The 13,960-nt window shown below is 62.5% G+C and carries 10 protein-coding genes and 1 pseudogene; 4 read left to right on the forward strand and 7 right to left on the reverse strand.

The genetic code is table 11. From position 1 onward, the window contains the following. Nucleotides 1-5: 5 nt before the first annotated feature. From QIY50_15470 to QIY50_15490, 5 genes and pseudogenes are all read right to left on the reverse strand, one after another. A pseudogene (locus tag QIY50_15470) lies at nt 6-1,617 on the reverse strand (ABC transporter substrate-binding protein). A gap of 78 nt (nt 1,618-1,695) precedes the next feature. After that, the gene (locus QIY50_15475) at nt 1,696-3,075 is read right to left on the reverse strand and encodes an OprD family porin (protein WGV18845.1); all 1,380 of its coding nucleotides are present in this window, start codon (nt 3,073-3,075) and stop codon (nt 1,696-1,698) included. A 219-nt stretch (nt 3,076-3,294) separates the two neighbouring features. Beyond that, nucleotides 3,295-4,887: an ABC transporter substrate-binding protein gene (locus QIY50_15480; GenBank protein ID WGV18846.1), complete on the reverse strand. Its 1,593-nt coding sequence runs from the start codon at nt 4,885-4,887 to the stop codon at nt 3,295-3,297. A 143-nt stretch (nt 4,888-5,030) separates the two neighbouring features. Further along, complete coding sequence (locus QIY50_15485; GenBank protein ID WGV18847.1) at nt 5,031-6,656, reverse strand: ABC transporter substrate-binding protein; 1,626 nt, start codon at nt 6,654-6,656, stop codon at nt 5,031-5,033. A gap of 391 nt (nt 6,657-7,047) precedes the next feature. Continuing rightward, nucleotides 7,048-7,764 carry an SIMPL domain-containing protein gene (locus tag QIY50_15490; protein ID WGV18848.1) on the reverse strand — a complete coding sequence of 239 codons (717 nt, stop codon included), beginning with the start codon at nt 7,762-7,764 and terminating at the stop codon, nt 7,048-7,050. A gap of 202 nt (nt 7,765-7,966) precedes the next feature. Between QIY50_15490 and QIY50_15495 the strand changes: the two genes are divergently transcribed. The 4 genes from QIY50_15495 (at nt 7,967) to QIY50_15510 (ending at nt 12,356) form a co-directional block, all read left to right on the forward strand. Next, a complete protein-coding gene (locus QIY50_15495) occupies nt 7,967-9,223 on the forward strand; it encodes an ATP-binding protein (GenBank protein ID WGV18849.1) in 1,257 nt (418 codons plus the stop codon). Further along, entirely contained in the window at nt 9,223-9,783 is a 561-nt protein-coding gene (locus tag QIY50_15500) for a response regulator transcription factor (protein WGV18850.1), read from the forward strand. The genes QIY50_15495 and QIY50_15500 overlap by 1 nt, the downstream gene beginning before the upstream one ends. A 216-nt stretch (nt 9,784-9,999) precedes the next feature. Next, a complete protein-coding gene (locus QIY50_15505) occupies nt 10,000-10,941 on the forward strand; it encodes an AEC family transporter (protein ID WGV18851.1) in 942 nt (313 codons plus the stop codon). Between the two features lie 56 nt (nt 10,942-10,997). Next, nucleotides 10,998-12,356 (forward strand): amino acid permease, encoded by a 1,359-nt coding sequence (locus QIY50_15510; GenBank protein ID WGV18852.1) that lies wholly within the window; start codon nt 10,998-11,000, stop codon nt 12,354-12,356. A gap of 126 nt (nt 12,357-12,482) precedes the next feature. Here QIY50_15510 and QIY50_15515 read toward each other — a convergent pair whose 3' ends face one another. Continuing rightward, on the reverse strand, nt 12,483-12,857 hold the full coding sequence (locus QIY50_15515; protein ID WGV18853.1) for a carboxymuconolactone decarboxylase family protein: 375 nt from the start codon (nt 12,855-12,857) through the stop codon (nt 12,483-12,485). 10 nt (nt 12,858-12,867) lie between these two features. Beyond that, on the reverse strand, nt 12,868-13,911 hold the full coding sequence (locus QIY50_15520; GenBank protein WGV23063.1) for a calcium/sodium antiporter: 1,044 nt from the start codon (nt 13,909-13,911) through the stop codon (nt 12,868-12,870). Nucleotides 13,912-13,960: the final 49 nt, after the last annotated feature.

Here is a 13,960-nt window from a genome sequence, read left to right on the forward strand (position 1 = left end):
TTGTTCTACTTCACCTTGGTGGTGGCGAAGTTGTTGTTGGTCAGAGGGCTGACTACGTAGCCCTCCACGTTGTCACGCATGGCCGTGAACACCTTCGGGTGGGCCATGCTGATCCAGGGTTGGTCCTCATCGTACACCTTCAATGCCTCGCTATAGAGCCTTGCGCGCTCGTCGTTGTCGATCACCTCACGGGCGCGGCTGATCAGTTCCTGGAACTTAGGGTTGCACCAGCGGGCATAGTTCTCGCCGTTCTTCGCCGCCTCGCAGCTGAGCAGCGGGGTGAGGAAGTTGTCCGGGTCGCCGTTGTCACCCGCCCAGCCAGTGGACACCAGGTCGGCTTCGCCCTTCTTGGCCCGGCGCAGCATTTCGGCCCATTCCATCACGCGGATATCCAGCTTCAGGCCTATCTGCTTGAGGTCGGCTTGCAGCATCTCGGCGGACAACCGCGGATTGGGGTTGGTTGGGCCGCCACCGTTGCGGGTGAACAGGGTGATCACCGTGCCTTCCGGCACCCCGGCTTCCTTGAGCAGTTCACGGGCCTTGGCCAGATCGCGGGCCGGGTTACTGTTCTCTTTGTTGTAGCCGATCATGCTCGGCGGGTACGGGTTCACCCCCACCTGAGCGTTACCTTTGCCAAACAGCTGGTCGACATGGGTCTGGCCGGTCGAAGGCCATGTTGATGGCTTTGCGCACACGCACATCGCTCAGGTACTTGTGCTGGGTGTTCATCGAGATGTAGCCGGTGACCAGCGCTTCGGTCTCGGCCACCTTTAGCGTGGGGTCTGCCTTGATCGATGGCACATCCTCCGGCTTGGGGTACAACGCGACCTGGCATTCATTGGCACGAAGCTTTTGCAGGCGCACATTGCTGTCGGTGGCGATGGCGAATATCAGGGCGTCGGCCGGTGGTTTGCCGCGGAAGTAGTCCGGGTTGGGTTTGAAGCGGACCTGGGCGTCCTTGTTGTAACGCTGGAAGATGAACGGGCCGGTGCCGATCGGCTTGCTGTTCAGCTCGGCGGTTTTGCCGGCCTTGAGCAACTGGTCGCCGTATTCGGCGGAGTAGATCGAGGTGAAGCCCATGGCCATGTCCCGCAGGAACGGTGCTTCCGGGCGGGTGAGGGTGATCACCACGGTGTGGTCATCAGTCTTGTCCACCGACTTGAGCAGGCTCTTGAAGGCCATGCTTTCGAAGTATGGGTAGCCGACGCTGGTCTTGTCGTGCCACGGGTGGGCCGGGTCGAGCTGGCGGCGCAGGCTCCACAGCACATCATCGGCGTTGAATTCGCGAGTGGGCTTGAAGTAGTCGGTGCTGTGGAACTTCACTCCCCGGCGCAGGTGGAAGGTGTAGGTCAGTCCGTCCGGTGAGATGTCCCAACGTTCGGCCAGTGCCGGCTGGACGTCGGTGGTACCAGGCTTGAAGTCGACCAGGCGGTTGAACAGCGTCTCGGAGGCGGCGTCGAAGGTGACCGCTGTTGTGTACTGGACGATGTCGAACCCTTCAGGGCTGGCTTCGGTGCACACAACCAGCGGTTTGGCCGCCAGTTGCGTGGCGCTGCCCAGGACCAGCGCTGCCAGGGCAAGGCGCAGCGGTAGCGATTTCATGAAAGCTCTCTGCATGGGGTGAAGACTCCCTGTTTGCATTGATTCCAGCGTAGCCGCCACGGCCCGCAGCGAAGCAGGCCGTGGCGCCGGTGGTCAGAGAATGTTGAATGGAATGGTGGTAACCACCCGGAACTCATCCAGGCTGCCATCGCCCTGGGCCTTGCTGGCGCGGTGCGCGGTATAGGTGGCGCGGATGCTGGTGTCTTTCAGCGGCCCGCTCTGTACCGCGTAGCTGGTGCCGATGCCCCACTCGTAGTGGGTTTCGCCATCCAGGCCATTCACGTCGTAGGCGGTGCCGCGGTAATGGGTACCGTCGATGCCCCAGCCGCGGGCGTTGTACAGGTTGAACTTCAGGCCCGGTACGCCGTACGGCGCCATGTTCAGCACATAGGAAATCTGCAGCGATTTCTCGTTGGGGCCGTTGAAGTCCGACAGCAGCGAGTTGGCCAGGTAGATGCCGTTGGTTTCGTGCAGGTAGTCGAAGTACTCGTTGCCGTTGACCTGCTGCCAGGAGGCGCTGAGGGTGTGGGCCTGGTGGGTCAGGCCGAGCGACAGGCTGTAGGTGTCGTTGTCGATCTCGCCCATCTTCTTGCTGCCGGCATCGACGGTCTTGTAGTAGTTCAGGCCGGTGCTCAGGCTGAGTACAGCACTGTCGCCGAGCACGTGGTTGGCGCCGAAGTAGTACTGGTTCCAGAAGTCGTCGACCTTGGTGGCGTACAGGCTGGTGCTCAGGCTCTTGAACGGCTGGTAGTTGATGCCGGCGGTGCTGGCGCGGTCGGTTTCCACGCCAGTGGCACTGTATTCGCTGCGGAACTTGCTGAGGCTCTGTTCGGTACGCGGTGAGACGCGGTCGAAAGTACCCAGGTCGAAGCTCAGGTTGTCGAATTCGGCGCTGTGCAGGAATGCACCCTGGAAGCTCGACGGCAGGGCGCGGTTGCCGATATAGGCGATCATCGGCGTGTCCACCGATTGGCGGCCAACGGTGAGGGTGGTGTTGGACACGCGGGCCTTGACGTTGGCCAGGCCCATCTTGCTCCACTGGCCGATCGGGTCGCCGTCGCTGTGGGTCAGGGTACGGTTGTTGGGGCCGGCGACAGCTTCGCGGCTCTGCTGCAGGGCGATGGCATTGTAGCCGGCGGCTTCGACGGCGAAACCGACGGTGCCCTGGGTGAACCCTGAGCTGTAGTTGAGAATGGTGCCCTGCACCCAGTTCTCGCGGCTGTGGGTGGGATGGCGGGTGCCGTCGCTCTTGTAGTACCTCCACAGCGGGGCGCGTGCGGCGCGTTCGCGGGCGTACCAGTTGCGAGTGCTACCGGACAGGCTCTGGCCGTCGATGAAGCCGCTGGCCTGCTCCTGCTCGCTGCTGACTTTGAGGGTGATGGGAATGTAGTCCTGGCTTTGCGGGTCGGCCTGGGCCACGGTGGATAAGGCACTGATGGATAAGGCCAGTGCGGTCAAGGTGAACGTTTTCAAGGTTGAAGCTCCCTTTCTTTTCTAGTTATGCCGGCCTTGTGGGCCGGGTTTCTTGCTGCGGTGTTGCCAGGGTTGCCCGGGGTGACCGGGCGGAATCGGGAAGTGGTGTCGGCTGTTCCGGCCTCTTCGCGGGCGCGCCCGCTCCCACAGGTGTCGTGAACCTGAGAAGATCCCTGTGGGAGCGGGCAAGCCCGCGAAGAGGCCGGTACCGGCTAACGTTTAATCAACACTCACACCGGAAAAATCATTGCGCCCGAACGGGCTGACCTTGAAGTCGGAAACCCTGACGCTGAGCGGTTGGTTGACCGTGGAATGCGCCACCGGGGTAATCGGCACCTGTTGCTTGAGCCGCTGCTGGGCCTGCTGGTACAGGGCGGTGCGCTGCGCGCGATCAGTGACCTGCTTGGCCTGCTTGACCAGGCTGTCATACTGCGGGTCGCACCACAGCGAGTAGTTGTTGCTGCCGATGGCATCGCAGTTGTAGAGGGTGCCCAGCCAGTTGTCCGGGTCACCGTTGTCCCCGGTCCAGCCGATCAGGGCGATATCGTGCTCGCCGCTTTTCATGCGCTTGAGGTACTCGCCCCATTCGTAGCTGACGATGCGCACCTTGAAGCCGAGCTTGCTCCAGTCGGCCTGGAGCATTTCCGCCATCAGCTTGGCGTTGGGGTTGTACGGGCGCTGCACCGGCATGGCCCACAGGGTGATCTCGGTGCCCGGCTTGACCCCGGCCTGCTGCAATAGCTGTTTGGCCTTTTCCGGATCGAAGGGGGCGTCCTTGAGGCTGTCGTCATAGGACCACTGGGTCGGCGGCATGGCGTTGACTGCCAGTTGCCCGGAGTCCTGGTACACAGCCTGGATGATCGCCTGCTTGTTCACCGCCATATCCATCGCCTGGCGTACCTCCAGGCGGTCGAACGGTGGATGCTGGGTGTTGTAGGCGATATAGCCAAGGTTGAAGCCCGGCTGCTGCAGCACCTGCAGTTTGCTGTCGGCCTTGAGCGCCGGCAGGTCGGCGGGGCGCGGGTGCAGGGTGACCTGGCATTCGTTGCGGCGCAGCTTCTGGATACGCACCGAAGGGTCGACGTTGATCGAGAACACCAGGTTGTCGATCTTCACCTCCTGCGGAGCCCAATACGCCTTGTTGCCTTTGTAGCGGATCTGCGAATCCTTTTGGTAACGCTGGAACACGAACGGCCCGGTGCCGATCGGCTGCTGGTTGATGTCGCTGGGGCGCCCGCTGGCCATCAGTTGTTCGGCGTATTCAGCAGACAGGATGGACGCGAAGCTCATGGCCAGGTTCTGGATGAACGCGGCATCGACCTTGTTCAAGGTGAAAACCACGGTCATGGGGGCGGTTTTCTCGACACGGGCGATGTTCTTGTCCAGGCCCATGCTGATGAAGTAGGGGAACTCGGTCGGGTAGGCCTGGCGGAACGGGTGGTTCTTGTCGAGCATGCGGTTGAAGGTGAACAGCACGTCGTCGGCGTTGAAGTCGCGGCTCGGTGCAAAGGCCTTGTTGCTGTGGAATTTCACCCCTTCGCGCAGATGGAAGGTGTAGCGCAGGCCATCCTCGGACACCTCCCAGCGGGTCGCCAGGGCAGGGTGCACGGCAGTGCCGCCGCGCTCGAACTCGACCAGGCGGTTGTAGATCGGTTCGGCGGCGTCGTTGTCGGTGGCGCTGGTGTACTGGGCGGTGTCGAAGCCGGCGGGGCTGCCTTCGGAGCAGAACACCAGGTTGTTGGCCAGCAGGGCCGGCGATTGGCTGATCAGGCCCAGGGCCAGCAGGGCGGAAAGGCGGGTGGTATGGCGCATGGCAAATCCTTTTACGGCTGTTGGCGCCGCCTCGGCGTACGAATGGCGGCAACAGTTCGCCGACCCCGCTGCGGGTAGCGGCGGGACGACATGAAGGGGTAGGAGGTTGGCGGGGCACCCGCTCGGCGGGTGCCCTGGCTAGCCTATTTGTCCACGCTGACGCCGTAGAAGGAGTTCAGGCCGAACGGGCTGATCTTGAAATCCTTCACCTTGGCGCTCATGGGCTGATACACCGTGGAGTGGGCGATCGGGGTGATCGGCACCTGCTCCTTGAGGATGTGCTGTGCCTGCTGGTACAGCTCGGTGCGCTTGGCCTGGTCCGGGGTAGCCTTGGCTTGCTTGATCAGGTCGTCGTAGGGCTTGTAGCACCACTTGGAGAAGTTGTTGCCGTTCATGGCATCGCAGCCGTACAGGGTGCCCAGCCAGTTGTCCGGGTCACCGTTGTCACCACTCCAGCCAATCAGCATGGCGCCCTGTTCGCCACCCTTGGAGCGTTTGATGTATTCACCCCATTCGTAGCTGACGATCTTCGCCTTGATGCCGACCTTGGCCCAGTCGGATTGCAGCATCTCGGCCATCAGCTTGGCATTGGGGTTGTACGGGCGTTGCACGGGCATCGCCCACAGGGTGATTTCGGTACCTTCCTTGATGCCGGCTTCCTTGAGCAGCTGCCTGGCCTTTTCCGGGTCGAATGGCGCGTCCTTGATGCTGTCGTCATAGGACCACTGGGTTGGCGGCATGGCGTTGACGGCCAACTGGCCGGCGCCCTGGTAGACCGACTCGATGATCTTTTTCTTGTCCACGGCCATGTCCAGCGCCTGGCGCACTTTCAGCTGGGCCAGCGGGTTGGCCTCGTTACTGCCCTTGACCTTGTCCATCACGTTGTAGGCGATGTAGCCGAGATTGAAGCCGGCCTGGTCAGGCATTTTCAGTTTGGGGTCTTTCTTCAGCGGTTCGATATCGGCCGGACGCGGGAACAGGGTGACCTGGCACTCGTTCTTCTTCAGCTTCTGCATGCGCACCGAGGCGTCGGTGGTGATGGCGAAGATCAGGTTGTCGATCTTCACGTCATCGGGTTGCCAGTAGTCCTTGTTGCCCTTGAAACGAATCTGCGCGTCCTTCTGGTACTTGCTGAACACGAACGGGCCGGTGCCGATCGGCTTCTGGTTGATGTCGGCGGCCTTGCCATCCTTGAGCAACTGGTCGGCGTATTCGGCGGACTGGATCGAGGCGAAGCTCATGGCCAGGTTCTGGATGAACGCGGCGTCGACTTCATTGAGGGTGAACCTGACCGTGTGTTCGTCGAGCTTCTCCACCTTGGCGATGTTCTTGTCCATGCCCATGTCGGTGAAGTACGGGAACTCGGTGGGGTAGGCCTGGCGGAACGGGTGGTTCTTGTCGAGCATGCGGTTGAAGGTGAACAGCACGTCGTCGGCGTTGAAGGGGCGGGAGGGCTTGAAGTAGTCGGTGGTGTGGAACTTGACCCCTTCGCGCAGATGGAAGGTGTAGGTCTTGCCGTCATCGGAGACTTCCCACTTGGTCGCCAGACCGGGGATGACTGCAGTGCCGCCACGTTCGAACTGGGTCAGGCGGTTGAATACGGTCTCGGCCGAGGCGTCGAAGTCAGTTCCTGTGGTGTATTGCCCCGGGTCAAAGCCGGCCGGGCTGCCTTCGGAGCAGAACACCAGGTTCGATGCAGCGAGGGCCGACGGTGCGCCGGAAAGCAAACCTGCACCTAGCAGGAACGGAATGACTGCGTGTTTGAGCATGATGGCCTCATTGTTGTCATTTTTCGATTGAGGCGGCCTCGTGAGCCGACCTGCGGATACTTATGCAGGGAAATTGCCAATGCAATATGGAGGCGGATGATTGGCGCCAGAAAAGTGGTACGCACGTACATGAATGTCGCATTGGTATAACTTTCAGCGAAGTTAAACGTTTGCGCGGGCAAAATGATGGCTTTTTGCGGGATGTTTCTGGGCGGGGCGGGATGTAGGAAGCACCTTGGTGGTGCGTAGGAAAGGTCTGAAAAACGCGTTTTTTCGGATGGCCTCATCGCCGGCAAGCCAGCTCCCACAGGGTTCCACTACTTGTCAGGGTTGCGTGGTCCCTGTGGGAGCTGGCTTGCCGGCGATGGGGCGCAAAGCGCCCCCGGCGATCTCAAGGCATCTGCACTTCAATCAAGCCATCGGCATTCATGCTCACTTCGCTGGTCCCGGCCTCGATATCCGGCGCCGGCGCTGCTTCATCAGCCCCCATGGCCTTCATCGCCATCGGCGCACTGCGCAGGTACGGGCGTGGGTAGCCGCTGCTGTTGAGGTTCAGGCTGACCACCTTGTAACCCTTGCCACCCAGCGCCTCGGTAGCCAGTTGCGCGCGCGCCTTGAACGCATCCACTGCATCCTTGAGCAGTGCATCCTCGCTGGCCTTGCGCGTGGCCGGGGCGATGGAGAAGTCCATGCCACCCATCTTCAGCTCTTGCAGCAGGTCGGCAGTCAGCTGCGACAGGGCAGGGAAGTTGGCACTTTCCAGGCGCAGTTCGGCGCGTTCGCGCCAGCCGGAAATTTTCTGGCCCTTGCTGTCATACACCGGGTAGCTGTTGCGGCTGCCCTGGCTGATTTTCACGTCCTTGACCTGGCGCGACTGCTGCACGGCCTTGTTCATGGTTTCGGTGATCTGCTTGGCGAGCTTGCCCGGGTCGGTGTTCTGCGCTTCGCTGTACAGGGTCACGACCATCAGGTCGCGTGGCACTTCCTTGCTGACTTCGGCACGCAGCGAGACCTGGTTGTAACGTGGCTCATCGGCCGCCAGCGCCGGCAGGCTGGCGAGCAGGCCGCAGGACAGGATCAGGGCGGTGCCGCGACGTGGGATTTGCATGTGGTACTCCTTGGCAAAATAAGGCGTGGGTTGTGATCATCCATCCCACGCATGGCCCATCAGACCGGCAACAGTGTAGTGGGTTCAAAAGTGCCATCATCAACCTGTGACAAAGTGTGGCGCTTTGCCGCATCGCTGCAGCAGGGCGCCCGGCTTCGGTATACTCCAGCCGATTTTTCTGGAGCACTCATCAGGAGAGCTCATGCTCGCCGCCGTACAACCGCTGTCCGCTACCCGCCAGAACCTCTGGCGCCTGACCGTCATTCGGGTCCTGGTCCTGGCTGCCCAGGCCGGCTCCGTGGGTGTCGCCTACTGGACCGAACTGCTGCCCTTGCCCTGGTTGTCGCTGGCCGGCACCTTGGCCTTGTCTTCACTGCTGTGTGCCTTCACCGCCCTGCGCCTGCGCCTGTCGTTGCCGGTTACCGAGCTGGAGTATGCCCTGCAACTGGCCTGCGACCTGCTGATTCACAGTGCCTTGCTGTATTACTCCGGCGGCTCGACCAACCCGTTCGTGTCGTATTACCTGGTGCCGCTGGCGATTGCCGCAGTCACCTTGCCATGGCTGTATTCGCTGATCCTTTCCGGTATTGCCCTGACCGCCTACAGCCTGTTGCTGGTGCAGTTCTACCCGCTCGAAGGCCTGCCGATGGCGCGGGACAAGATGCAGGTCTATGGCATGTGGTTGAGCATTGCCCTGGCTGCCGCGGTGATCACCTTCTTTGCCGCGCGCATGGCCGAAGAGCTGCGCCGCCAGGAGCAGCTGCGTTCCGAGCGGCGGGAAGAGAGCCTGCGCGACGAGCAGCTGCTGGCCGTGGCCACCCAGGCAGCCGGCGCCGCCCATGAGCTGGGCACGCCGTTGGCGACCATGAGCGTGCTGCTGAACGAAATGCGCCAGGACCACGCCGACCCGCTGCTGCAGGAAGACCTGCAGATCCTTCAGGACCAGGTGAAGCTGTGCAAGGAAACCCTGCAACAGCTGGTCCGTGCCGCCGAAGCCAACCGCCGGCTGGCCGTGGTGGAGCAGGACGTGACGGCCTGGCTGGACGACGCGCTCAACCGCTGGCACCTGATGCGCCCGGAAGCCAGCTACCGCTTCCAGCGCCTGCGCGACGGCCAGGTGCCGCGGCTGACCCCGCCACCGGACCTGACCCAGGCACTGCTGAACCTGTTGAACAATGCCGCCGATGCCTGCCCCGATGACCTTGAAGTGCGTCTGGACTGGGACACCCATGACATTGTCATCAGCATCCGTGACCATGGCCCCGGCGTGCCGCCGGCCATCGCCGAAGCGATCGGCAAACCTTTCATTACCACCAAAGGCAAAGGCTTCGGCCTGGGCCTGTTCTTGAGCAAGGCCAGCGTGACCCGTGCGGGCGGTTCGGTGAAACTCTATAGTCATGAACAGGGTGGCACCCTGACCGAACTGCGCCTGCCCTATGGCAAGCGAGGAGATGAATGATGAGCGAAGAAAACCAGGTCGAAGGCGAAGAGCTGCCGCACCTGCTGCTGGTGGATGACGATGCCACCTTCACCCGGGTCATGGCCCGGGCCATGAGCCGCCGCGGTTTCCGCGTCAGCACTGCCAGCTCTGCCGAGGAAGGGTTGATCCTGGCCCAGCAGGACCTGCCGGACTACGCCACGCTGGACCTGAAGATGGACGGCGACTCCGGGCTGGTGCTATTGCCCAAGCTGCTGGAGCTGGACCCGGAAATGCGCGTGGTGATCCTGACCGGCTACTCCAGCATCGCCACCGCGGTGGAGGCAGTCAAGCGCGGTGCCTGCAACTACCTGTGCAAACCGGCCGATGCCGACGATGTGCTGGCGGCCTTGCTGTCGGAGCACACCGACCTGGATACCCTGGTGCCGGAAAACCCGATGTCGGTCGACCGCCTGCAGTGGGAGCACATCCAGCGCGTGCTGAACGAGCACGAGGGCAACATCTCGGCCACTGCGCGGGCGCTGGGCATGCACCGGCGGACCTTGCAGCGCAAACTGCAGAAGCGCCCGGTTCGGCGCTGATTCCTGCCGGGCTTGTACCGGCCCTTTCGCGGGCTCGCCCGCTCCCACAGGTACTGCACAGGTCTTGGGCTTGTGGAATACCTGTGGGAGCGGGCAAGCCCGCGAAGAGGCTGGTACTGACAGAAATTTCTCTGTATTACCCCGCGATCCCCGCAAGTCCCGGCCGTTGGCGTATCATTAGCCGCCTAACGGCAACCCCTCCAGGATCGCTTGCGCATGCTCGCCCTTCTTATCCAGACACTGAACATCACGGCACCGGTCTTCGCCATGCTGTTCATGGGCGTGCTGCTCAAACGTATCCGCCTGATCGACGACAATTTCAACCGCGTTGCCTCACAGCTGGTGTTCAACGTGTGCATGCCGGCGCTGTTGTTCCTCGGCATCTACCACGCTGACCTGGCCACGGCGGTCAAGCCCGGGGTCCTCCTCTATTTCATCGTCGCCACCCTGGTCGGTTTCGCCATTGCCTGGGGCCTGGCCATCTGGCGCAGCCCGGCGGCCGACCGGGGCATCTATACCCAGGGAGCATTTCGCGGCAACAACGGCGTAATCGGCCTGGCCCTGGCTGCCAGCCTGTACGGCGACTACGGTATTTCCCTGGGGGCGGTGCTCGCCGGTCTGGTCATCCTCCTGTACAACTCGCTGTCGGCGGTTGTGCTGGCGGTTTACAGCCCGGACCTGAAGTCCGACCCGTGGAGCATCTGCAAGAGCATTTTCAGCAACCCGCTGATCATCAGTGTACTGGTGGCCACGCCCATGGCCTACGGCCAGGTGCCGCTGCCCAACTGGCTGCTGACCTCGGGCGACTACCTGGCGCAGATGACCCTGCCACTGGCGCTGATCTGCATCGGCGGCACGCTGTCGATGGCGGCGCTGCGCGACAGTGGCCGGCTGGCCATCGACGCCAGCCTGGCGAAGATGGTCTGGCTACCGCTGCTCGGTACCCTCGGCGCCTGGCTATGCGGCTTCCGTGGGGCCGAGCTGGGCATCCTGTTCCTGTATATCGGCAGCCCGACCGCAGCGGCCAGCTACGTCATGGCGCGGGCGGCCAAGGGTAACCATGAGCTGGCGGCGTCGATCATCGTGATTACCACGCTAATGGCGGCGATCACCACCAACATTGGTATTTTCATCTTGCAGTGGGGCGGATGGATCTAGATCCTTGACTGCAAACAACACAAAAAACACAGCCTCACTGAGCTAAAGGACACTTCATGCAAGACCAGAGCACGCCCGAGCGGTTACAGCGCGGGCTGAAGAATCGCCATATCCAGCTGATCGCGCTGGGCGGGGCCATTGGTACCGGGTTGTTCCTGGGCATCGCCCAGACCATCCAGCTGGCCGGCCCCTCCGTGCTGCTGGGCTATGCCATTGCCGGCCTGATGGCCTTCCTGATCATGCGCCAGCTAGGCGAAATGGTGGTGGAAGAGCCGGTGGCCGGCAGCTTCAGCCACTTCGCCCACCAATACTGGAGCGAGTTCGCTGGCTTCGTCTCGGGCTGGAACTACTGGGTGGTGTACGTGCTGGTCGGCATGGCCGAGCTGACGGCGGTGGGTATCTATGTGCAGTACTGGTGGCCCGGTTTCCCCACCTGGGCCACGGCGGCGATCTTCTTCGTGGTGATCAACCTGATCAACCTGACCCAGGTGAAGGTCTACGGCGAGATGGAGTTCTGGTTCGCCCTGGTCAAGGTGGTGGCCATCGTCAGCATGATCGGCTTCGGCGCCTGGTTGCTGGCAAGCGGCAATGGCGGCCCGGACGCCAGCGTGGCCAACCTCTGGCAGTATGGCGGCTTCTTCCCCAACGGCGTCACCGGCCTGGTGATGGCATTGGCAGTGATCATGTTCTCGTTCGGCGGCCTGGAGCTGGTGGGTATAACCGCCGCCGAGGCTGACAACCCGCGCCAGAGCATCCCCAAAGCCACCAACCAGGTGGTGTACCGCATCCTCATCTTCTACATTGGTGCCCTGGCAGTGCTGCTGTCGCTGTACCCGTGGCAGAAGGTGGTGCAGGGTGGCAGCCCGTTCGTGATGATCTTCCACGAACTGGACAGTGACCTGGTGGCGACCATCCTCAATATCGTGGTGCTTACGGCCGCACTGTCGGTGTACAACAGCTGCGTGTACGCCAACAGCCGCATGCTGTTCGGCCTGGCCAGCCAGGGCGACGCACCGCGTCAGTTGCTGAAGGTAAGCCGTAGCGGCGTACCGCTGACCGCCCTGGGCGTGTCGGCTTTCGCCACCGGGCTGTGCGTGCTGATCAACTACCTGATGCCGGGTGAGGCCTTTGGTTTGCTGATGGCCCTGGCGGTATCGGCGCTGGTGATCAACTGGGCGAGCATCAGCATTACCCACCTGAAGTTCCGCAAGGCCAAGCTGGCCGCCGGGATTACCCCGTTCTACAAGAGCTGGGGGCACCCGGTCACCAACTACCTGTGCCTGGCGTTCATCGTGCTGATCCTGGTGGTGATGTACCTGACCCCGCCGATTCGCATCTCGGTGATGCTGATTCCTGGGTGGATCCTGGTGCTGTGGGTGGCCTTCAAGATGAAGAAGGCTCGCCAGGCCAAATAGGCAAGGCAGGCCTGGCCTCTTCGCGGGCACGCCCGCTCCCACAGGTAATGCACAGGTTCCAGGGCCTGTGGGGGACCTGTGGGAGCGGGCGTGCCCGCGAAGAGGCCGGGCCTGAAAAAGGCTGAATCAGCCTTGATAGCTGTCGATCACTTCCTGGGCTGCCCTGAAGGCATCAATCGCCGCCGGCACCCCCGCATACACCGCGCAATGCAGCAGCGCTTCGCGAATCTCTTCCACTGTACAGCCATTGTTCAATGCCCCGCGCACATGCCCCTTGAGTTCCTGCGGGCACTTGAGTGCCGTCAGCGTGGCCAGGGTAATCAGGCTGCGGGTTTTCAACGGTAGCCCGTCGCGGGCCCACACGCTGCCCCAGGCATGTTCGTTGACGAAGTCCTGCAGTGGCTGGGTAAAGTCGGTGGCGTTGCCCAAAGCGCGGTCGACGAACGCATCGCCCATTACCTGACGTCGAATCTGTTCGCCGGTCTTCTGGTTATCAGCCATGTTGTTTTCCTTAGTGTTGGCGGCGCCAGGCGCGCACTGTGGTGTACAGCAACACCATGGCGAGCACCGGCAGTACATAGAACAGCATCAACCGCTCCAGGCGGCCGGCCAGTGGCATGCCCATGGTAAACGCCGCCACGTGCAGCCCATAGGCCAGGTACAGGCAGAGGAACACCAGGCCTTCGGCGCGGGTGATGCGATAGCCGGAATAAAACACCGGCAGGCTCAGCGCGGCAACACCGAGCATCACCGGCAGGTCGAAGGCCAGGGCGTTGGGCGAGATCGACAGCGGTTCGGGAGTGACCACTGCGGTCAGGCCCAGCACGGCAAGCAGGTTGAACAGGTTGCTGCCGATCACTGTGCCTACGGCGATTTCCCGTTCACCCCGCAGGGCGGCGATCAGCGCGGCGGCCAGTTCCGGCAGGGAGGTGCAGATGGCAACGACGGTCAGGCCGATGATGCGCTCGGACAGACCCAGGTCGGTGGCCAACTCTACGGCGGCCTCCAGCAACAAATGGCCCGCCAGGCTCAGCAGGCCCAGGCCGGCCAGCACCTGCAGCAGGGTGCCCGACCAGAAGCGCCCGGCGCCGTTTGTGACGGCGGTCGGCGCGGGGTAGGTGCGTGCATAGTGGCGCGACTGGTGCCAGAGTATCGCCAGATAGCCGACCAGGCCGATTAGCAGCAACACCCCTTCGACCCGCCCCAGGTGGCCATTGGCGGATAACGCATAGACCAGGCCGCTGGCGACGATCATCAGCGGAATGTCCAGGCGCACCAGTTGCCGCGACACGCGCAGCGGGATGATCAATGCGGCCAGGCCGAGAATGACCAGTACGTTGAAGATATTGCTGCCGATTACGCTGCCTACCGCTACATCCGGCGCGCCTTGGTAAGCGGCCTGCAGACTTACGGTCATTTGTGGCGCAGTGCTGCCGAAAGCCACCAGGCTCAGGCCAATGATCAGCGGGCGTACGTGCAGGCGCTGGGCCAGGCGCAGGGCTGCGCGCACCAGCAGTTCGGCACCCCCGACCAGCAACAGCAGGGCGATACCCAGTTGCAGGAGGCTGAAGGTGGGAAGGGTGGCGAGGTCGAAAATGGTCGGA

It is taken from the genome of Pseudomonas putida, assembly GCA_029953615.1.
Taxonomy (GTDB): Bacteria; Pseudomonadota; Gammaproteobacteria; order Pseudomonadales; family Pseudomonadaceae; genus Aquipseudomonas.